The sequence below is a fragment of the Algibacter ulvanivorans genome (assembly GCF_048381495.1).
Classification (GTDB): Bacteria; Bacteroidota; Bacteroidia; order Flavobacteriales; family Flavobacteriaceae; genus Algibacter_B; species Algibacter_B ulvanivorans.
On the sequence record NZ_JBLWGD010000001.1, the window covers coordinates 1055121 to 1074357 of the forward strand.

Genomic DNA, 19237 nt, shown 5'->3' on the forward strand with positions numbered 1-19237 from the left:
AATATGGATAACAGTTGTTGCATAAGTATCTAGAATAACGATAATTGTTTAAAAATATTTTCAATTAACCCACATTACTAAGGTGTGCAGCCTTTATAAATTCATAAATTATCGTATTTTTGATTTCCAATTAAAAAAGGCAGATGTTAGAGAAATTACAAATAGTAAAACAACGATTTGATGAGGTTAGCGATTTAATAATCCAACCCGATATTATTAGCGACCAAAAACGTTACGTAGCACTAAATAGAGAGTATAAAGACTTGCGAATTCTTATGGAAAAACGCGAGCAATATATAGAACTTACCAATAATTTGGCCGAGGCTGAAGAAATAATTGCAGATGGAAGTGATGCCGAAATGGTAGATATGGCTAAAATGCAATACGATGAAGCTAAAGAAGGTATTCCTGCGCTAGAAGAAGAAATAAAAGTACTATTAATACCAAAAGACCCAGAAGATTCTAAAAATGCAGTGGTAGAGTTACGTGCCGGAACTGGTGGAGATGAAGCTAGTATTTTTGCAGGAGATTTATTTAGAATGTATACCAAATATTGCGAAAGCAAAGGCTGGAGAGTTGATACTGTAGATTTTAGTGAAGGTACAAATGGAGGATTTAAAGAAATTCAGTTTGAAGTTTCTGGAGAAGATGTTTATGGTACGTTAAAGTTTGAAGCTGGTGTACACCGTGTACAACGTGTACCACAAACCGAAACGCAAGGCCGTGTACATACAAGTGCAGCAACAGTAATGGTGTTTCCAGAAGCCGAAGAGTTTGATGTAGAAATAAACCCCAAAGATGTAAGGATAGATTTTTTCTGTTCGTCTGGTCCAGGAGGGCAATCGGTAAACACCACATATTCTGCCGTAAGATTAACACACGAACCAACAGGTTTGGTGGCACAATGTCAAGACCAAAAATCGCAACATAAAAATAAAGAAAAAGCATTTAAAGTATTACGCTCGCGTTTATACGATTTAGAGCTTGCCAAAAAAATGGAAGAAGATGCTGCTTTACGTGGCACCATGGTAACAAGTGGAGATAGAAGTGCTAAAATTAGAACCTACAATTACCCTCAAGGGCGTGTAACCGATCATAGAATTGGATTAACACTTTACGATTTATCTAACATTGTAAATGGCGATATTCAAAAAATTATTGATGAATTACAATTAGCCGAAAATACTGAAAAGTTAAAGGCTAATAATGATGTAATTTAAAACTTACTGCGTGACTACACAACAACTTGTACAGGAAATTAAAAAAAAGAAATCCTTTCTTTGTATTGGATTGGATGTCGATTTAAATAAAATACCAAAGCATCTTTTAAACGAACCCGATCCTATTTTTGCTTTCAATAAAGCTATAATAGATGCTACACATCATTTATGTGTTGCCTATAAGCCAAATACAGCATTTTACGAGGCTTATGGCTTAAAAGGATGGCAAGCTTTAGAGAAAACAATAAACTATTTAAACGAAAACCATCCAGAAATATTTACTATAGCTGATGCTAAACGTGGCGATATTGGTAATACTAGTACCATGTATGCCAAGGCTTTTTTTGAAGATTTAGCTTTCGATTCGGTTACTGTTGCTCCATATATGGGGAAAGATTCTGTTGAGCCATTTTTAGCTTTTAAAGATAAGCACACTATAATGCTAGCCTTAACATCAAACCAAGGCGCATTCGATTTTCAAACTAAAGAAATTGATGGAAAAGAAGTGTATAAACAGGTATTAGAAACCTCAAAATCTTGGGATAATGCCGAAAACTTAATGTATGTAGTAGGCGCAACTAAAGCCGAGTATTTAGCAGATATTAGAACTATTATTCCTAACAGTTTTCTATTGGTTCCGGGCGTTGGCGCTCAAGGCGGAAATTTACAAGACGTTTGTAAATATGGTATGAATAATGATGTAGGGCTGTTAATTAATTCTTCAAGAGGTATTATTTATGCTTCTAATGAAAATGATTTTGCTAAAGCTGCAGCCCATAAAGCAGAAACACTTCAAAAAGAAATGGAAGCCATTTTAGGGTAATAACATCTATTAAAATGAAGATTTTTAAAGATCAGTTAGAAAGAACACTTCATTTTAATAAAACACCAAAACGCATAATTTCATTAGTGCCAAGTCAAACCGAGTTACTTTGCGATTTAGGTTTAGAGGCTAATTTAGTTGGTGTTACCAAGTTTTGTGTGCATCCGCACCATATTAAAACAAAGGTTATGGTAGTTGGTGGTACCAAACAAATTAACCTTGATAAAATAAAGGCTTTGCAACCCGATATTATTCTTTGTAACAAGGAAGAAAACACAAAAGAGATTGTTGAAGCTTGTCAATTAATTTGCTTGGTTCATGTTTCAGATATTTTTAATATAGAAGATAGTTTGGAGCTTATTTTACAATACGGAGCAATTTTTAATACAGAACCTTTAGCTAAAATTATTGTAAATAAAATTAAAAATGAAGCTGAGAAATTTAATGTCTTTATTAAGCATTATAACAGCTTAAATGCGATGTATTTTATCTGGAAAAATCCGTGGATGGTTGCAGGAAATAATACTTTTATTAATTATTTATTAGCGTTAAATAAGTTTAATAATGTGTTTTTAAATAAAGCACGTTATCCAGAAATTAACCTAAATAATACTGAAGAAAATAGGCGTGTAGAGGTTATATTCCTTTCATCAGAACCTTTTCCGTTTAAAGATTCTCATAAAAAGGAGTTGCAAGAAATATTTCCCAATGCAACTGTAATGTTGGTTGATGGCGAAATGTTTTCTTGGTATGGCTCTAGACTTACTAAAGCTTTTGCTTATTTTAAAAAGCTGCGTTTAAATCTTCAGAAAAATCTATCTTACTAGTATCGTCAACAAAGTTAGCAATACGCTTTTCTAATTCTTTCAAACTAATTACTTTACTTAAGTTTGGTTTTATTTTACCAACTCTACAAAATTGTGCGTTCATAACATTCTCTTTTTTATACTTAAAGTACGTATAATTAGCTCGTTTAGATGTAATTGAAACGTTAAAGAATTATTAAATAAAGTGTAATGTTTTGTTCTGTATTTTGGTATAAAAAAACCGAATAAAAATATTCGGTTTAACATATTTTGTATTTGGTTTTTAATCTTGAAGTGCAAATACTTTTTTTAGTAAATCTGTGGTTCTAGACGATAGTTTTGTTCTTATATCTTTTTCTTCAACAGCAATCATGGTATAAACACCTTTTAAAGCTTCGCCTGTTACATAATCTGTTAAATCTGGGTTTACATTGTTGGTAAAAGGAATACTGTTGTATTTATTAATTAAGTTGTTCCAAATTTTATCTGCACCAACTTTACTAAATGAGTTATTAATAACAGGATTAAATTTAGCATAAAGAGCATCTTTAGTTTTTAATGTTAAATATTGAGTGGCAGCATCATTATTTCCTAATAAAATATTTTTAGCATCATTAAAAGTAATCCCTTTTACAGCATCAATAAAAATGGGTGTTGCTTCTTTTACGGCATCTTCGGCAGCTCTATTAAGCACCTTTAAACCTTCGTCTGCTAATTTGTTTAAGCCTATATCTCTTAGGGCTTTATCAACTTTTCGTAGTTCTTCGGGCAATAATATTTTAACCAATTCATTTTTAAAAAAACCATCTTTTTGTGTAAGTTTAGTAACTTGTTTATCTATCCCGAAGTCTAGTGCTTGCCTTAAACCAGAAGCTATTTCTGTATTGCCAATGGTGCCACCTTGTGGTAGTTGGTTTACAACTTGTTGTAGCTCTGCACAAGCGGTTAAATTTAGTATTAAAAAAACAGCTAAAAATTTACGTATCATGATTTTGGGTTTTATATTTAAGCAAATATATATTTTGTTTGCAAAACAAATTGTTATTAAAGTTATATTTATTAAAATACTATTTTAGCACAATACTTGTTAAGTATTTGGCAATATAATTAAGCTTTTAAGTATCTATTAAAATGAAATTTCATAAAATTACGTTCTATTTATTATGGTTTTTAAGTTCGGTGTTTACATACGGACAAATAAATATTTCAGAATCCATTCAACCTTCGGCTATAGCTAAGCAAGACAGTAATAAGCTTTATTTTATAGATTTTTGGGCCACTTGGTGTGGACCATGTATTCATGTGTCAAAATACTTAGAGACTTTGCAGGAGCAGTATCCTAATAATTTTTATGTTCTTTCATTAACTAAAGAAAGCCCAGATTTAGTAAAGCGTTTTATGTTAAAGCATCCATCTAGATTGGCTGTTGCTATAGATTATGAAGGCGAAACGTTTAAAAAAAATAGCATAAGAAGTTTACCATACGGAATATTGTATAATGCTAATGGAGAAGAATTATGGAAAGGACATCCGGCAGATTTAAAAGGCTATCAAATTGGTGGTTTTTTGAATAAGAATCCCAAAAGTATTGGTGTTTCAGATATAATTAAGTTAAAAACTTATGAAAAAATTGAGGTGGTTGAAGCTCCCGAACAAGAGGAGGATTTTAAAATAATACCTCTTAATTTAATTGAAGATAATAGTAAACTAAGCATTGAAAAACATACATCTTATTTAGGAATTAAAGGGAATTTAAAAGCCATTTTGGCTTATACATTAAATGGTCATGAAAATCAAATTAACATCCCTGACGATTTAAATAAACCATACGAAATGCGCTTTAAATTAAATTCTCGTGCTTATTTTGATAAAACAAAAACGGTTTTAAAAAAATTAAGATTAAAACTTAATGATAAAGAAATAGAAGGGCAAGCACTAGTGTTTAATATTAAAGAACCCCGTTTTTGGGATGATAAACAAATTAATTGGGGACCAGATACGCCTAGATTTTTAATTGGCGATTCTGAAATACAAGCCGATAATGTGAGTTTAGAAGAAATAAAATACAAGCTTATAAATTTGTTGGACTTGCCAATAGTTATGCAGCACGAAAATATTGATGTAAAGCGTTTGCACGATTGGGATATACATTATAAGTATTTTGATTTAATGGTGTCTGGAATGTGGGATAGTTATGGTATTGATGTTGTTAAACAAAATGTAAAATATAAGCAGTATGTAATAACTAAAAGAGGCTTTTTTTAGAGGAGGGTTGTATGTTATTATTAAGAAGTTTTAATACATAAGTCTGTTTAATGTGCTAATAGAAAGTGCATTGTTAAAATAAAAAAGCCTGTGAAATTATTTCACAGGCTTTTAAATAATTATAAATGATTTATAGTAAAAATCGAATTAGTTTTGTAAAACTCTAAATTCGGTTCTTCTATTTTTTTGGTGTTGGTTTTCAGAACACTCAACGCCATTAGAACAACGGTTTACTAATCTAGTTTCACCAAATCCTCTAGCCGATAAACGACTTCTAGAAATCCCTTTAGATACTAAGTAGTTTACAACAGAATTTGCACGTTGTTGTGATAACGACATGTTAAAATCATCATTACCTCTAGAGTCTGTATGAGACATTAACTCAATATTTACAGGCTTGCTGTTTAATAAAGGTAATAAAGTTTCGTCTATAATTTTCTTTGAAGCAGGAGTAATACGCGCGCTACCTAATTCGTAAAAAATTGGTAAAACGTTAGCATCAAATAATCCGCAATCAACTTCTTCCCAAGTCGTAATTCCACCTTTTTTAGCTAAAACAGTTCTTGTAACAGTTTGCGATTTTGCAGGCACAGTTACGCTTCTTGTAGTAGCAGAAGTAGCTAATACTTGGCGCTTAATTGTAGCATACTCAGCTGGAATATCAATTTGATCCATACGCGCTGGAGTTTTAACTACTTTTTTAGTGTAAGTTCCAGAAACTTCCCTAACAGGTGTGTTTGTTACAGTAGCATCTTTAGCTAAAGTAGTAAAAGATACGTCTCTGTATTGTGCTGGATATCCAACAAAACAAGCCACCATACAATCTTCTTTGTTTGGAGAGTCACAAGCAGTTTCTTTGTATTCCCATCCAGAAGTAGCTGGGTAAGTTTCAAACGTTCTTGAGTTTGTGCCAAAAGTAGCAGGAATAATGTTTAAATCGCTTCTTCCTTCTTTTTTTGTGTAAGGAACTTCTACAGTTTCGTATACAGCAGGAACATATACTAATTTTTTAGATGCTTCTTTAATAAGTACACGTTCTTCAACAGTTTTGTATGTTGCAGGTACAATCTCTAATTTTGTGTAAGCAGGATAAACTTCTATTGTTTCTTGAACATCTTTAAACTCATCTTTAGTAATACACTTTACATAACATTTTCCTGGTTCTGGGCTTGACGGTAAGTTTTGAGCTTTAGCAAAACCTAGACCTAATAAAAAAGTTAGGCTTAAAAATAAATTTGTTTTCATAAAAATTAAAATTTAGTTAATGGTTAATATTTCCACATTTGTAAGACACACAAAAAATGGATTGGTCACAATATTAACAAATGTTAATGGTAAATTTTATTCTATGAACATTAAAAAACCTTAAAATAAAGGTTACGAGAAGATAACTGTTTTGTTATTAAATACCATTACTTTTCTGTCTGCATGTAGTTTAACGGCGTTTGCTAAAACAATTTTTTCTAAATCTCTACCTTTAGTAATTAAATCTGTAATAGCGTGTGCATGAGTTACTCTTGTTACATCTTGTTCTATAATAGGGCCAGCATCTAACTCTTCAGTAACATAATGGCTGGTGGCTCCAATAATTTTTACACCACGTTTATAAGCAGAATGATAAGGTTTTGCGCCAACAAAAGCAGGTAAAAACGAATGGTGAATATTAATAATTTTATTGGGGTATATATTAATAAGTTTGCTAGAAATTATTTGCATGTATCTAGCTAGTACTATAAAATCGATGTTATGTTTTTGTAAAAGTTCTAGCTGTTTATGTTCTGCTTCTGCTTTGGTGTCTTTTGTTACAGGAATATGGTAAAACGGAATTTTAAAACTATCGGCTATTGGTTTTAAATCTAAATGGTTGCTTATTATAAAAGGAATTTCTAAATTTAATTCTCCAGAGTTGTAACGTCCTAATAAGTCGTACAAACAATGGTCGTATTTAGAAATAAATAAAGCCATTTTTGGCTTTTTTTCTGAAGAATAAATTCGCCATTTCATTTCAAACTTATCAGCTAAATCATTTTTAAAAGCAGATTTAAAGTTAATTGTAGAAAAAGATTTTAAAGCAAACTCACTTTCTAAACGCATAAAAAAGATATTCTGCTCTCTATCTACATGTTGGTCTATATAAACAATATTGCCACCAGATTTAGCTATAAAGTTGGTAACAGAAGCAATTATATTGGGTCTATCTTTACAGTGTATTAAAATGGTAATTTTGTTCATAAAATGAATGTTATTTTGCGCTAAATTTAGCTTAAAATTGATACAAGCAATAGCTAAGATTTAAATTTTATATAATTTGCTGTAAATAGGGTAATTTTTTGAATATTTCGTAAATTGCGCTACTAAAATTCAATAATCTTTACGAATGAACCAACAGGCACCATACAAACCAAAGTATAAAGTTAGAATTGTAACCGCAGCATCTCTTTTCGATGGGCACGATGCTTCAATTAATATTATGCGTCGTATTATTCAGGCAACAGGTGTAGAAGTTATTCACTTAGGGCACGATAGAAGCGTAGAGGAGGTTGTAAATACGGCCATTCAAGAAGATGTAAATGCCATATGTTTAACCTCATACCAAGGGGGGCATAACGAATACTTCAAATATATGTTTGATCTTTTAAAAGAAAAAGGAGCCGAGCATATTAAAATTTTTGGCGGCGGTGGTGGTGTTATTTTGCCATCAGAGATAAAGGCATTAATGGCGCATGGAATTTCTAGAATTTATTCGCCAGATGATGGTAGAGAAATGGGATTGCAAGGCATGATTAACGATTTGGTTAAACAATCTGATTTTGCTATTGGAAATGAATTGAATGTTGATGTGAAATCACTTAAAAATAAAAACCCTAAAGAGATAGCACGAGTTATTTCGGCGGCCGAAAATTTTCCTGAAAAAGCAAAACAAACTTTAGATGATATTCATGCTAAAAATAAAACATCTAAAACTCCTGTATTAGGAATTACAGGAACAGGTGGCGCAGGAAAATCTAGTTTGGTTGATGAGCTGGTAAGGCGTTTTTTAATCGATTTTCCTGAGAAAACGGTTGGTATAATTTCGGTCGATCCTTCTAAAAGAAAAACAGGAGGTGCTTTATTAGGTGATAGAATTAGAATGAATTCTATAAACAATTCCAGAGTATACATGCGTAGTTTAGCAACTCGACAATCCAATTTAGCATTATCTAAACATGTTAACGAAGCTGTAGAGGTTTTAAAAGCAGCAGAGTACGATTTAATTATTCTTGAAACTTCTGGTATTGGGCAATCAGATACCGAGATTATAGAACACTCTAACGTGTCATTATATGTGATGACACCAGAATTTGGTGCAGCAACACAATTAGAAAAAATTGATATGCTAGATTTTGCCGATTTGGTGGCTATTAACAAGTTTGATAAAAGAGGCTCTCTTGATGCTTTACGCGATGTAAAAAAACAATACATGCGTAACAATAACCTTTGGGACATTCCGCAAGAAAAGTTGCCAGTTTATGGCACTATTGCATCGCAATTTAACGACCCAGGAATGAATACCTTGTATAAAGCGGTTATGGATACTTTGGTAGAAAAAGCAAATTCTACATTAAAATCGGCTTTCAATATTTCAAGCGAAATGAGTGAAAAGATTTTTGTAATCCCACCATCGCGAACACGTTATTTATCTGAAATTGCCGAAAATAATAGAACCTACGATAAAAAAGCTTTAGAACAAGTAGAAGTAGCTCAAAAACTTTATGGTATTTATAAAACTATTGAATCTGTTGCTCATGTTACACCAGAGTTAGATAAATCTGGAATTAACGACAATATTTTAAAGCAAGTAAAAACAGAAAATACAGATTTTACAAAATTGCTTATAGCAGAATTCGATAAAGTAAAACTAAATTTAAACCCTTATAATTGGGAAGTCATTATAGGGTGGAATGAAAAAGTGAATACGTATAAAAATCCTATATATTCATTTAAAGTTAGAGATAAAGAAATAAAAATTGAAACCCATACAGAATCGCTTTCGCATACTCAAATACCTAAAGTAGCGCTTCCAAAATACCAAGCATGGGGCGATATTTTAAAATGGTGTTTACAAGAAAATGTTCCTGGAGAGTTCCCATATACATCTGGTTTGTATCCGTTTAAAAGAACTGGCGAAGACCCCGCAAGAATGTTTGCAGGCGAGGGTGGACCAGAGCGAACAAATAAACGTTTTCATTACGTAAGTGCAGGGCTTCCTGCTAAGCGTTTATCTACAGCTTTCGATAGTGTTACACTATATGGAAACGACCCAGATTATAGACCAGATATTTACGGTAAAATTGGAAATGCAGGAGTTTCTATTTGCTGTTTAGATGATGCAAAAAAATTATATTCTGGTTTTAATTTAGCGCATGTATTAACATCGGTAAGTATGACCATTAATGGGCCAGCACCAATGTTACTTGGTTTTTTTATGAATGCCGCTATCGATCAGCAATGCGAAATTTATATAAAAGAAAATGGTTTAGAAAAAGAGGTAGAAACTAAAATAGCTAAGCTTTATAAAGATAAAGAACGCCCAAAATACAATGGTAATTTGCCAGAAGGTAATAACGGTTTGGGCTTATTACTTTTGGGTGTAACTGGCGATCAGGTTTTACCAGAAAATGTTTATGCCGAAATAAAAAAGAATACCATTGCTCAAGTAAGAGGAACTGTTCAAGCCGATATTTTAAAAGAAGATCAAGCTCAAAACACTTGTATTTTTTCTACCGAATTTGCTTTGCGATTAATGGGCGATGTTCAAGAATATTTTATTGAAAATAATGTACGTAATTTTTATTCGGTTTCTATATCTGGATATCATATAGCCGAGGCAGGAGCTAACCCAATAACACAATTAGCACTAACTTTATCTAATGGGTTTACTTATGTAGAGTATTATTTAAGTCGCGGTATGGACATTAATAAATTTGGGCCAAACCTGTCGTTTTTCTTCTCTAACGGAATCGATCCAGAATATGCCGTAATTGGGCGTGTAGCAAGAAAGATATGGGCAAAAGCCATGAAGCATAAATACGGGGCAAATGCCAGAGCCCAAATGCTTAAATACCATATTCAAACCTCAGGTAGAAGTTTGCATGCTCAAGAAATAGATTTTAACGACATTCGTACAACTTTACAAGCCTTATATGCTATTTACGACAACTGTAACTCGCTACATACAAATGCATACGACGAGGCTATTACTACACCAACCGAAGAGTCTGTACGTCGTGCTATGGCCATTCAGCTTATTATAAATAAAGAATTAGGGCTTGCTAAAAACGAAAATCCTATACAAGGCTCTTTTATAATAGAAGAGTTAACCGATTTAGTAGAAGAAGCTGTGTTGTTAGAATTTGATAGAATTACCGAGAGGGGCGGTGTTTTAGGAGCCATGGAAACCATGTATCAACGTTCTAAAATACAAGAAGAAAGTTTATATTACGAAACATTAAAGCATAACGGAAAGTTTCCAATTATAGGTGTAAATACATTTTTAAGTAGTAAAGGCTCTCCAACAGTTTTGCCGGCCGAAGTAATTAGAGCTACAGAAGAAGAAAAAGAAAATCAAATTAAAACTTTAAAAAACCTTCATAAAACCAACAATACTGAAGCGATGTTAAAAGCATTGCAAAACAAGGCTGTTAATAACGAAAATATTTTTGAAGCCTTAATGGATGTATGTAAAGTATGCTCACTAGGGCAAATTACTAGTGCTTTGTTTGAAGTAGGCGGACAGTATAGAAGAAACATGTAACCTTATTGTGCTAACCTATTTTTTAATTAAATAGGTTACGCAACCATTTTAAGATTTAATCATCTTTAAATAAAACTTATATCTTAAAAATGAAAAGTTACTTAATTATATTATCCATTCTATTAATGTTTGGGTGCTCGTCTGATGATAGTAAGCCAACTACAAATACTAGCCTTATTGGAAAATGGAAATTAATAGAGCAATACTTTGATCCGGGTGATGGTAGTGGAGATTTTCAAACTGTAGAAAGCCAGAGAATTATTGAGTTTTTTAATGATGAAACTGTTAAAATAAATGGCGATTTCTGTTTTATGTCTTCAGAAATAGGAGATGTAGAAACAGGTGTATTTACCGTTACAAGTGATGAGGTATCCGATACAACCTTTGATGGCGAAATAACTCCAGATACATGTGGCTCAGGTAATGTAAAAGTATTTTTTAACTTGCAAGCCAACGGAAGTTTAGTGCTTTGGTTTTCTTGTATAGAAGGTTGTGCTCAAAAATTTAAGAAAATTTAGTGGCAATTATAAAGTAAGCATCCATGTGCTTTGTAACTTCTTAAACTTTTTTAATTCACTTCGTAAAATTGGTAAAAAGTCTTTACCGTTACTGTTAGAGCGCTCTAATCTATAAGAGTTTTTATAAAGTTTGTTTGTAAGCTTTTTTAAAGACGCAATATGTCTATGCTTTCTATCAGAATAACGAGCCCTTTCTGCATTTAAAATTTCAGGAACTAACGAAACCGATTGCTGAATTATATCTCCAGAAAAGTAAATATTGTTGTCTTCAGAACCGTCTGGTTTTAAATGAGATAGGTCTTGGTTTAAGTATGTAGATATGCTTTGCGATAAGACAAAAATCTCTAATGCCTTCTTATAAACCGGTAAATCCGATAGATTTGGTGGGGTATTGTGTAACATAATCTTTTTCTAATAGCTTTTATACCAAAATTACTCACAAGAAATTATTTTTTACTTTAGATTTTAAGGTAAAAATGTATATTTGATTTAATTTTTAATTATTTTTAGTTAATTTTCTTTTAAATGAGTGTAGATTCAATAAATACAAAGATTTTAAAGTGTTTACAACAAAATGCAAGACTGTCTAATGCCGAAATTGGTAGACAAGTCGGCATAAGTTCGCCCGCAGTTTCAGAGCGTATAAAAAAAATGGAAGATCTTGGTATTATTGAAGGCTATAATACAATTGTATCGCCTTATGAATTGGGTTATCAATTTAAGGCTATAATAACTTTGCGTGCTTTTATGGGAAAATTAAAACCCTTTTTAGAAAAAGTAAAAACTTACGATGAGGTTATTAATTGCTACCGCATAACTGGCGATGAGAATATTGTAATGGAGGTGGTTTTAAAAAATCAAAAACACTTAGAGGCTTTTATAGATCAGCTTATTAGTTATGGCGAGTCTAAAACTCAAATTGTTTTGTCTAGAGTTGTAAAACAGAAAGAGGTAATTCCAATAAAATAATGCCATATTTTATAAAAATACCCGTTTCTGTTTTTTACTAAAAGCTTAATTATTTATTATCATTTTCTTTTAATTTTAAATGGCTTTTTAAAATAAGTAATAAAAGTATACAAAGCCCTCCAATTAGAGTAATCATATACCAAGTATTATCAAAACCCCATCCATCAACCATATGCATACCTGTTTTATGGCCAAATATATGAGCCATAGAAAAAGCTATAGAATATAACGCCATATATTCACCTTGATTGCCCTTTTTTGCACGGTCTAAAGCAAAAGCATTAGAAAAAGGGAAGGCAATCATTTCTCCAATAGTCATTAAAAACATACCAATAATTAATATGCCAGACCAGGCTGTTAAATTTAAAATAATAAAGCTTAATGTTGTTAATAAAGCGCCAACTAGCATAAGTTCTGTTTTAGAAAACTTACTGTTTTCCAGCCATTTAATTAAGGGCATTTCTAAAAGAAAAATTAAAAATCCGTTGGCACCTAAAAGTAAGCCTATATCAAGCTCAGATAATACATGTACTTCTCTATAGTATATTGGCATGGTAGAGAAATATTGTAAAAAGATAACACCAAATAAAAACATAGCAACTAAAAAAATAACAAAAGCCTTGTCTTTATATGCCGAATCTGGATTGTTTACAACAATATTGTCTAAAACCTTGGCCTTTTTAGGGTTTAAAACCATAAATAGTACAAGCGTTGCTAACATACAAGTAATACCATCTACCCAAAATAACCCTCCATAACCTAAAGTTGTAATAATAATACCGCCAACGGCTGGCCCGGCAGAAAACCCAAGGTTTATAGCTAACCTAATTAATGTAACACTACGTGTTTTATTTTCTGGTTTACTGTATGCACTTAAGGCCACAAACATTGCAGGGCGAAACATATCTGCTACAAGCATAACTAAAAATATGCCTAGGCATAGCCCGTAAAACGATGTTAAAAACTGTAACGCTATAAATAAAATACCCGTACCAACAAGGCTCCTAACCATAACTTTATAATAGCCAATAGTATCGGTTAGTTTTCCGCCAAGCCAAGACCCAGCTACAGAACCTAAGCCAAAACACATCATTATAGAACCTACATTGCTTAACGAAAATTTTAAATCTTCGGTTAAATACAATGATAAGAAAGGGATAACCATTGTGCCAGCTCTGTTTATTAACGTTATTAAAGCTAGCCACCAAACTTCTGTAGAAAGGCCTTTAAATGTGTTTAGGTAATTGTTAAATAATGTTTTCATGAGTTTAGGTTTGTTTATGCTACATGTTTTAATTAATTAGAATTTGCTTTAAAAATAAAAAGTCCGACGGTGAAGTCGGACTTTTTAATATTGTAATATGTTATATAAATATCACCACAATATATAATGAGCCCAACGCCTTGTTTTTACACAAGAGGTAAATTGCTTTTTATAAATAATGGTGGTATTACGCATTTTTAATTCTTTTAAAGTTCAAATCTAGTTAAAATAAATTTAACTTGTATTTTTACAATGATAAATTTTTAAAATGAAGAAAATAATTTTTGCATTAAGTATAGGTTTTATGCTGTTTTCTTGCGGCACTAACTTCCAGAGTTTTTATAATAACCATAAGGCCGATGTAGGAACAACATCTTTTCAAGTGCCTAATTTTATGAAGGCTGTTTTAAGTAATATATCGCCAGAGGTTAAAAATGCTGTTGGCAATATTACAGATTTTAAATATATAAAGTTTCAAAACATAAATGCCTTAAAACGTAATAACTTAATTACCGAAATGAATGCCGTTACTCATAGCGGTTATACCGATGTGTTTAGAAAAAACGAATTGGAGCACACACGAATTATTTCGGTTAAAGAGTTAGGGGCAATAGTAACTGATGCTATTATTTTTAATAGTACAGAAACAGAAACTACGGCGTATTATTTACAAGGACATTTTAATCCTGAAAAAATTAAATCGTTTGCCAATGAAGATGCTTTTAATACATTTTCAAATAATTTAATGCAATCGTACCAAACAAACCTTAATCCATCTTTTAATCCTAGTAATTAAAATGAAACATATTATACTAATAACTTTACTTTTTATAACGTTATTTGGCTGTGCTCAAAATAAGCGCCCAATACAAGGCGAAACAGAGTTTCAACGCGAAATTAATGCTAATTATAAAGATGCTAGTAAATCGCCCTTAAAAAACAAAGACAGGAGAAATTTTGAAGGTTTAGATTTTTTTAAGTTTGATTCTACTTATATTGTAAAGGCTAATTTTAAAAGAACACCAAACGAGAAAACTTTTAGAATGAAAACCACAACAGACCGACGCCCAATATATGTTAAGTACGGAGAGTTAACGTTTAGTTTAAAAGGCGAGCAGTTTAAACTTAGTATTTACCAAGACCAAGAATTAATTAAAGAGGAAGATTTTGAAGATTATTTGTTTTTGCCTTTTTTAGATGAAACTAACGGTTTAGAAAGTTATGGAGGTGGCCGTTACTTAGATGCTAAAATACCTAAAGGCAACACCATGGTTATAGATTTTAATAAAGCTTACAACCCTTATTGTGCTTATAACGATAAGTATTCTTGCCCAATAGTGCCAAGAAAAAATTACCTAAAAACTAGAGTAGAAGCTGGTGTTAAAGCTTTTAAGAAATGATGTGTTTTTGAAGAATTTTTTTTAACGCTTTTGTATACGATTTTAAGTACGTACTTTGTTGGCAAATGTTTTTTAAAGGTAATAATTGAAGAATAGTTCAACAAAAACACTAAGAATAATACTTGATAAGGCTGTTAAATTAGATAAACGTTTTAATTTAAATGTGTTTGCAAATGCGAACCATAGGCATAGTAGACCGCAAATTGATAAGATTATTGTTCCATACAAGGGCACTATGCTGTTAAAAAGGCCTATTTTATTAAAAAGAGGATCTAGCAAAGCCGTAAATCCAAAGAGAGCTAAAGCGAAATTCGTCTTTTTATGTTCTATAAATAGGTAATAGCTTGCTATTAAAAGTTCGATACTTATGGCTAAAGGGCCAAATTGGTTATAGTATTCTCTTTTAAAATATGCCTCAAACCCCTGAGGGAATTCAATCTTTAATATAAAGGCAATACTTAAAGTAACTCCAACAATTAAAAGTAATAATGAAATAATTTTTCTTTTTTTCATAAGTTCTTTCTAAATGGTTACAATGTTTAACAGATATACATCATTTTAGTGATTTAAAACCGACGATAAACGAAGTTAGCAGATTTTTTTTCCAAAATCAAGTATTTATTTAACTAAAAAAAGCCCTGTAAAAACAGCTAAAAAACCTATAATAAAGCTGGCAATGGTGTATATGGCAAAGCTAGTAAAATCGCCAGATTTTAAAAAGATATGGTTTTCGTAAGCAAAGGTAGAAAAGGTTGTAAAACCACCGCAAAACCCAGTAGCAAGTAATAAAGTGTGGCTTTGTGTAAGTGTGTTGTTTTTTGCTGCTAAACCTAGAATAATACCAATTAGAAGGCTGCCTAAAATATTAGCCACAAAAGTGCCGTAAGGTATTCCAGTTTGGGCATTGTTTAAATACTTACCAATAATATAACGTAGTATGCTACCCAAACCGCCGCCTAAAAAAACCAATATTAAATTTTTCATTTATTATTTAATTGGAATGTATATTTCGGTAATCCAATTTGCTGGGTTAGGAACGTTGCCTGGGTCGTTTGTATAAATTTCAAAAGGTTTTAAACTAGATTGTTCCATATTGTTATTAGCTAAATAGGCCATAGTGGCTTCCCAAGCTTCAGGAAGATTGGTGTAATTTCCTTTTAAAGTCGTTTTTAATACTTTGGTTTTTGGTGTATAACCACATAAAATTTCGCTGGTTCTGTCTACATTTATTTTATCTCTTACAGGTATTGCGTTACTCATTATAACGCTGCCATTTTCGGCATTCATTTCGTTATAAATAGTAAAAGGCATGCCATTGGTAATAATGTTATTTTGCGCCATGTAGCCCATGATTTCGCCAAATTGCTTGCCTATTATCTGGCTAATATTGGCACTTGTTGCAGCGGTTGTTTTGTACATGTAAAAACCACCACCATATTCTGTCTCACCATTAATTTTTATGGTATAGACTTTCATACTTTCTTGCACAATGCTGTCTAGTTTTTCTAGGCTTCGCTCATAATGCGGAGCAATTTGTTTTTCCATGCCTCCCATAAATGTGGCGAATGCTTTAAAGCCAAAAGGTAAATCTTTACCAGAAATGGTCCATGTTGTATTTGTTGTTCCGTCCTTGTTAGGCTTAAAATTCCAAGTTACTTGAGAGGGCGGAAAATCGGCAAATTGCATTTGTTGGGTTATGCTTTGGTTTGGTGTTGTAGCTAGGGTTTTCATGGTACCAATGCCATCTTGATCTTCCCAAGAATACGAACCACCAATACCTTGTGTTTGTTCTGGAAGCATAATTTTCATATCTGGGTTTGCTTCTGCCCAAGAATTCCAAGCTTCCCAGTTTTTAAAATCAATAACATTATTATAAACTACTGGTGCAGGTGCTTTTATAGTTCTGGTTCTGCTAACTTCAAACTCGTTTGGTTGCACAGCAATATATATTGCAAGGCCAATTATAGCAATAAGTAATAAAAATAAGATGTATTTGAGAGCTTTCATTCCTTTAATTTGAAAAATTATACAGAATCAAAGATAATGATTTTTAAATCTAAAAATGATTAGTTAAAAAAAGCCTTACAGAATATAGTAAGTAATAATTTTATAGAGACAAAAAATGATTTGTATTTAAAGTTAAATAATTGAAGTGTAAATAATGTAATAAAACTTTAAAATTAAGGCTCGGTTTTTTTATTTACGCTAAATACTAATAGGATTAAATTAACAACTATAAGAGCACTAATAATTAATATTAAATTCATTTTAGTATGGATTAGTTATTTAATAGATGCATAGTTTATAAAAAGGTTGCGTGTAAAATTGTTCTTATTTTTTATTTTGGACTTAAATTGTTAAGCATGGCGTATTCAATAAGTTTTCCTTTACCAACAAGTCCTAATTTTTTACGAATATTTTTTCGGTGTGTTTCTATAGTTGATACTTTTAAGCTTAAATTTTTAGCAATGTTTGCTGTGTTAAAACCTTTTCCTATGGCTTGTAAAATTTGTAATTCTCTTTTAGTTAAAGCGTTTATATTGTTTAATTTTTTTGAATCAATTTTATTAAATAACGCAATGTAAGAGTTAATATATGTTTTGTTTTTAGTTATAGATTTAGTAGCTTTTAGTATGGTTAAAATATCTTGGTCTGATAGTTTTTCGCCCTTTAACTTAATATCATTTATGGTATTTAATATATTTTTTAAAGCTGTCATATACGATTACTAATTATGTAGCAATTTAAATTTTTAATGTAAACTAAAAAATCCCCATAGATGGGGATTTTTTTACTTTTTTTATTTTAACACTTATTGGTATAAAGGTAATTTTAAACCTACGTAAACATCTGTTGTTTTTGATGTGTCTGTAAGTAAGTTGGTTAGTACAGAACCAGATCCAACCATTAAAGGCCCTATTCTAAAACCGCCACCCCAAGCAAAATCTCCGTATTGCCTAAAGCTAACAGGTGTGTATAAACTAAACCATTTGGTTTCTAAACGTGGCGATATAGTAACAGAGTTTATAATGTTGTTGCTATTAGCTGCATTTTTTTTAACTAACGATAGGTTGGTTTGTAAACTAACATATAATTTGTTTTTTATATGATAATCTGCAAGAAAGTGAAATGCAGTTGGTAGGTTTATTTTTTGCGCTATAGTTTCTTCTGTGCTCGTGTAATTGTTATCTAAAAAGTCTTCGGTGTCTTCATCAAAAGTAGAGGCATCAGCGGTTCCGTTTAGGTCGTACGTTGTTACCACACTTTCTTTATAATCTATAGATCCTATGTCTGTAATAGATACTCCAATTTTTAATTTGTATTTGTTGTGTTTTCTGGTCACAGAATCTAAATTAACATTTGGTCTATGTTCGTATGTAAAACCTATATCTGCGCCAAAACCAGCAGTTAAGTTTTTAAATTCAATATCATCATTATCAAAATCTTGACTTATGCCATATTTTAACTCTCCTGTAGTGGTTAAGGTTTCGTTTGTAGCGTTGTATTGCCCTGTAAAGCTCGGACTGTTTAAAAACACTCCACCTGCACCTTGTAAATATTTAATGGTTACACCACCTTTTAAAAAGTTTTTTTCTTTATCTAAAAGTACTCGTCCATATACTAAACCAATTTCGGCCCAAGCATGTATTGTACCCGATAAGTTTTTAGAGTTAAAATCGAAGTCTTCCCCAATATCAAAATTATCGGAAATGTTTTCGTAAAGTTCTCCGCTAATATTATTAATGTTAAAAAAGGCTCTAATTCTGCTTACTACACCAATACTGCTTTTAGAAGATAGGTTAAACATAAACGAAGGACCTAAAATATCTGCATTTAAAAAGAAGTTATTAGCATCAGAAGGGAATTTTTCGGCATCAGATTCAAAATCAAAACCACCATCAGATTTTATTACATCGCTTACATTAATTCCAAAATAATCGCTACCTCCAAAAACACTTGCAGACAATAAATTGAAATCTGATTTAAGTCTAGAGTCTACAACATTGGATGGGTTTGAGGTTAATCCATGCACTCCCGAATAATTATCTACAGCGTAACCTATATAGCTTTGGGCGATTACTTGTGTAGCACCAATTAAAAGTAATAGTAAAAATAGTTTATAATTTAAGTTTTTCATTTTATATGGTTTGGTTGTTAATAGCTTTCAAACATACAAT

The 19237-nt window shown here is 31.7% G+C and carries 20 protein-coding genes; 9 read left to right on the forward strand and 11 right to left on the reverse strand.

Going from position 1 to position 19237, the window contains the following annotated elements; translation table 11 throughout:
- Positions 1-143 precede the first annotated feature (143 nt).
- Genes prfA through ACNG5D_RS04915 form a run of 3 tightly spaced genes read left to right on the forward strand, consistent with a single transcriptional unit; the run spans position 144 to position 2870 of the window.
- The gene (gene prfA, locus ACNG5D_RS04905; protein WP_418182374.1) at positions 144-1220 is read left to right on the forward strand and encodes a peptide chain release factor 1; all 1077 of its coding nucleotides are present in this window, start codon (positions 144-146) and stop codon (positions 1218-1220) included.
- 10 nt (positions 1221-1230) lie between these two features.
- Positions 1231-2043: an orotidine-5'-phosphate decarboxylase gene (gene pyrF / locus ACNG5D_RS04910; protein ID WP_418182375.1), complete on the forward strand. Its 813-nt coding sequence runs from the start codon at positions 1231-1233 to the stop codon at positions 2041-2043.
- Between the two features lie 14 nt (positions 2044-2057).
- Positions 2058-2870, forward strand: a complete 813-nt coding sequence (locus ACNG5D_RS04915; RefSeq protein ID WP_418182376.1) for an ABC transporter substrate-binding protein — start codon at positions 2058-2060, stop codon at positions 2868-2870.
- Here ACNG5D_RS04915 and ACNG5D_RS04920 read toward each other — a convergent pair.
- Complete coding sequence (locus ACNG5D_RS04920; RefSeq protein WP_418182377.1) at positions 2827-2973, reverse strand: hypothetical protein; 147 nt, start codon at positions 2971-2973, stop codon at positions 2827-2829. The genes ACNG5D_RS04915 and ACNG5D_RS04920 overlap by 44 nt on opposite strands.
- A 159-nt stretch (positions 2974-3132) precedes the next feature.
- Positions 3133-3837, reverse strand: coding sequence for a DUF4197 domain-containing protein (locus ACNG5D_RS04925; protein WP_418182378.1), 705 nt, complete (start codon positions 3835-3837; stop codon positions 3133-3135).
- Between the two features lie 143 nt (positions 3838-3980).
- Here ACNG5D_RS04925 and ACNG5D_RS04930 point away from each other — a divergent pair, with 143 nt between their 5' ends.
- Positions 3981-5114, forward strand: a complete 1134-nt coding sequence (locus ACNG5D_RS04930) for a TlpA family protein disulfide reductase (protein WP_418182379.1) — start codon at positions 3981-3983, stop codon at positions 5112-5114.
- A 147-nt stretch (positions 5115-5261) separates the two neighbouring features.
- On the opposite strand, the gene ACNG5D_RS04935 is transcribed toward ACNG5D_RS04930, so the two are convergent.
- Together ACNG5D_RS04935 and purU are read right to left on the reverse strand one after the other, a co-directional pair.
- Positions 5262-6359: an OmpA family protein gene (locus ACNG5D_RS04935; RefSeq protein WP_418182380.1), complete on the reverse strand. Its 1098-nt coding sequence runs from the start codon at positions 6357-6359 to the stop codon at positions 5262-5264.
- A 132-nt stretch (positions 6360-6491) separates the two neighbouring features.
- Positions 6492-7346 carry a formyltetrahydrofolate deformylase gene (gene purU, locus ACNG5D_RS04940; protein ID WP_418182381.1) on the reverse strand — a complete coding sequence of 285 codons (855 nt, stop codon included), beginning with the start codon at positions 7344-7346 and terminating at the stop codon, positions 6492-6494.
- 145 nt (positions 7347-7491) lie between these two features.
- On the opposite strand from purU, the gene ACNG5D_RS04945 reads away from it, so the two are divergent.
- Positions 7492-10908, forward strand: coding sequence for a methylmalonyl-CoA mutase family protein (locus tag ACNG5D_RS04945; protein ID WP_418182382.1), 3417 nt, complete (start codon positions 7492-7494; stop codon positions 10906-10908).
- A gap of 89 nt (positions 10909-10997) precedes the next feature.
- Positions 10998-11426: a hypothetical protein gene (locus ACNG5D_RS04950; protein ID WP_418182383.1), complete on the forward strand. Its 429-nt coding sequence runs from the start codon at positions 10998-11000 to the stop codon at positions 11424-11426.
- A 6-nt stretch (positions 11427-11432) separates the two neighbouring features.
- Here ACNG5D_RS04950 and ACNG5D_RS04955 read toward each other — a convergent pair whose 3' ends face one another.
- The gene (locus ACNG5D_RS04955) at positions 11433-11828 is read right to left on the reverse strand and encodes a hypothetical protein (RefSeq protein WP_418182384.1); all 396 of its coding nucleotides are present in this window, start codon (positions 11826-11828) and stop codon (positions 11433-11435) included.
- A 123-nt stretch (positions 11829-11951) separates the two neighbouring features.
- On the opposite strand from ACNG5D_RS04955, the gene ACNG5D_RS04960 reads away from it, so the two are divergent.
- Positions 11952-12395 (forward strand): Lrp/AsnC family transcriptional regulator, encoded by a 444-nt coding sequence (locus tag ACNG5D_RS04960; RefSeq protein WP_418182385.1) that lies wholly within the window; start codon positions 11952-11954, stop codon positions 12393-12395.
- A gap of 49 nt (positions 12396-12444) precedes the next feature.
- Here the strand turns inward: ACNG5D_RS04960 and ACNG5D_RS04965 are convergent, their stop codons facing one another.
- Positions 12445-13659, reverse strand: coding sequence for an MDR family MFS transporter (locus ACNG5D_RS04965; protein ID WP_418182386.1), 1215 nt, complete (start codon positions 13657-13659; stop codon positions 12445-12447).
- Between the two features lie 268 nt (positions 13660-13927).
- On the opposite strand from ACNG5D_RS04965, the gene ACNG5D_RS04970 reads away from it, so the two are divergent.
- Entirely contained in the window at positions 13928-14455 is a 528-nt protein-coding gene (locus ACNG5D_RS04970; RefSeq protein ID WP_418182387.1) for a DUF4252 domain-containing protein, read from the forward strand.
- 1 nt (position 14456) lies between these two features.
- The gene (locus ACNG5D_RS04975; protein ID WP_418182388.1) at positions 14457-15059 is read left to right on the forward strand and encodes a DUF1684 domain-containing protein; all 603 of its coding nucleotides are present in this window, start codon (positions 14457-14459) and stop codon (positions 15057-15059) included.
- 72 nt (positions 15060-15131) lie between these two features.
- On the opposite strand, the gene ACNG5D_RS04980 is transcribed toward ACNG5D_RS04975, so the two are convergent.
- The 5 genes from ACNG5D_RS04980 to ACNG5D_RS05000 all read right to left on the reverse strand — a co-directional run bounded on the left by ACNG5D_RS04980 (position 15132) and on the right by ACNG5D_RS05000 (position 19197).
- Positions 15132-15572: a hypothetical protein gene (locus ACNG5D_RS04980; protein ID WP_418182389.1), complete on the reverse strand. Its 441-nt coding sequence runs from the start codon at positions 15570-15572 to the stop codon at positions 15132-15134.
- Between the two features lie 105 nt (positions 15573-15677).
- The gene (gene crcB, locus ACNG5D_RS04985) at positions 15678-16043 is read right to left on the reverse strand and encodes a fluoride efflux transporter CrcB (protein WP_418182390.1); all 366 of its coding nucleotides are present in this window, start codon (positions 16041-16043) and stop codon (positions 15678-15680) included.
- 3 nt (positions 16044-16046) lie between these two features.
- Positions 16047-17066, reverse strand: coding sequence for an SRPBCC family protein (locus tag ACNG5D_RS04990; RefSeq protein ID WP_418182391.1), 1020 nt, complete (start codon positions 17064-17066; stop codon positions 16047-16049).
- A 331-nt stretch (positions 17067-17397) separates the two neighbouring features.
- Entirely contained in the window at positions 17398-17778 is a 381-nt protein-coding gene (locus tag ACNG5D_RS04995; RefSeq protein ID WP_418182392.1) for a helix-turn-helix transcriptional regulator, read from the reverse strand.
- A 93-nt stretch (positions 17779-17871) separates the two neighbouring features.
- Positions 17872-19197 (reverse strand): DUF5723 family protein, encoded by a 1326-nt coding sequence (locus tag ACNG5D_RS05000; RefSeq protein ID WP_418182393.1) that lies wholly within the window; start codon positions 19195-19197, stop codon positions 17872-17874.
- Between the last annotated feature and the right edge of the window lie 40 nt (positions 19198-19237).

What these genes read in the sequence shown, in the direction of transcription:
- prfA (WP_418182374.1), top strand. Translation starts at nt 144, where the DNA reads ATGTTAGAGAAATTACAAATAGTAAAACAACGATTTGATGAGGTTAGC.
- ACNG5D_RS04915 (WP_418182376.1), top strand. Translation starts at nt 2,058, where the DNA reads ATGAAGATTTTTAAAGATCAGTTAGAAAGAACACTTCATTTTAATAAA.
- ACNG5D_RS04920 (WP_418182377.1), bottom strand. Translation starts at nt 2,973, where the DNA reads ATGAACGCACAATTTTGTAGAGTTGGTAAAATAAAACCAAACTTAAGT.
- ACNG5D_RS04925 (WP_418182378.1), bottom strand. Translation starts at nt 3,837, where the DNA reads ATGATACGTAAATTTTTAGCTGTTTTTTTAATACTAAATTTAACCGCT.
- ACNG5D_RS04930 (WP_418182379.1), top strand. Translation starts at nt 3,981, where the DNA reads ATGAAATTTCATAAAATTACGTTCTATTTATTATGGTTTTTAAGTTCG.
- ACNG5D_RS04935 (WP_418182380.1), bottom strand. Translation starts at nt 6,359, where the DNA reads ATGAAAACAAATTTATTTTTAAGCCTAACTTTTTTATTAGGTCTAGGT.
- purU (WP_418182381.1), bottom strand. Translation starts at nt 7,346, where the DNA reads ATGAACAAAATTACCATTTTAATACACTGTAAAGATAGACCCAATATA.
- ACNG5D_RS04945 (WP_418182382.1), top strand. Translation starts at nt 7,492, where the DNA reads ATGAACCAACAGGCACCATACAAACCAAAGTATAAAGTTAGAATTGTA.
- ACNG5D_RS04950 (WP_418182383.1), top strand. Translation starts at nt 10,998, where the DNA reads ATGAAAAGTTACTTAATTATATTATCCATTCTATTAATGTTTGGGTGC.
- ACNG5D_RS04955 (WP_418182384.1), bottom strand. Translation starts at nt 11,828, where the DNA reads ATGTTACACAATACCCCACCAAATCTATCGGATTTACCGGTTTATAAG.
- ACNG5D_RS04960 (WP_418182385.1), top strand. Translation starts at nt 11,952, where the DNA reads ATGAGTGTAGATTCAATAAATACAAAGATTTTAAAGTGTTTACAACAA.
- ACNG5D_RS04965 (WP_418182386.1), bottom strand. Translation starts at nt 13,659, where the DNA reads ATGAAAACATTATTTAACAATTACCTAAACACATTTAAAGGCCTTTCT.
- ACNG5D_RS04970 (WP_418182387.1), top strand. Translation starts at nt 13,928, where the DNA reads ATGAAGAAAATAATTTTTGCATTAAGTATAGGTTTTATGCTGTTTTCT.
- ACNG5D_RS04975 (WP_418182388.1), top strand. Translation starts at nt 14,457, where the DNA reads ATGAAACATATTATACTAATAACTTTACTTTTTATAACGTTATTTGGC.
- ACNG5D_RS04980 (WP_418182389.1), bottom strand. Translation starts at nt 15,572, where the DNA reads ATGAAAAAAAGAAAAATTATTTCATTATTACTTTTAATTGTTGGAGTT.
- crcB (WP_418182390.1), bottom strand. Translation starts at nt 16,043, where the DNA reads ATGAAAAATTTAATATTGGTTTTTTTAGGCGGCGGTTTGGGTAGCATA.
- ACNG5D_RS04990 (WP_418182391.1), bottom strand. Translation starts at nt 17,066, where the DNA reads ATGAAAGCTCTCAAATACATCTTATTTTTATTACTTATTGCTATAATT.
- ACNG5D_RS04995 (WP_418182392.1), bottom strand. Translation starts at nt 17,778, where the DNA reads ATGACAGCTTTAAAAAATATATTAAATACCATAAATGATATTAAGTTA.
- ACNG5D_RS05000 (WP_418182393.1), bottom strand. Translation starts at nt 19,197, where the DNA reads ATGAAAAACTTAAATTATAAACTATTTTTACTATTACTTTTAATTGGT.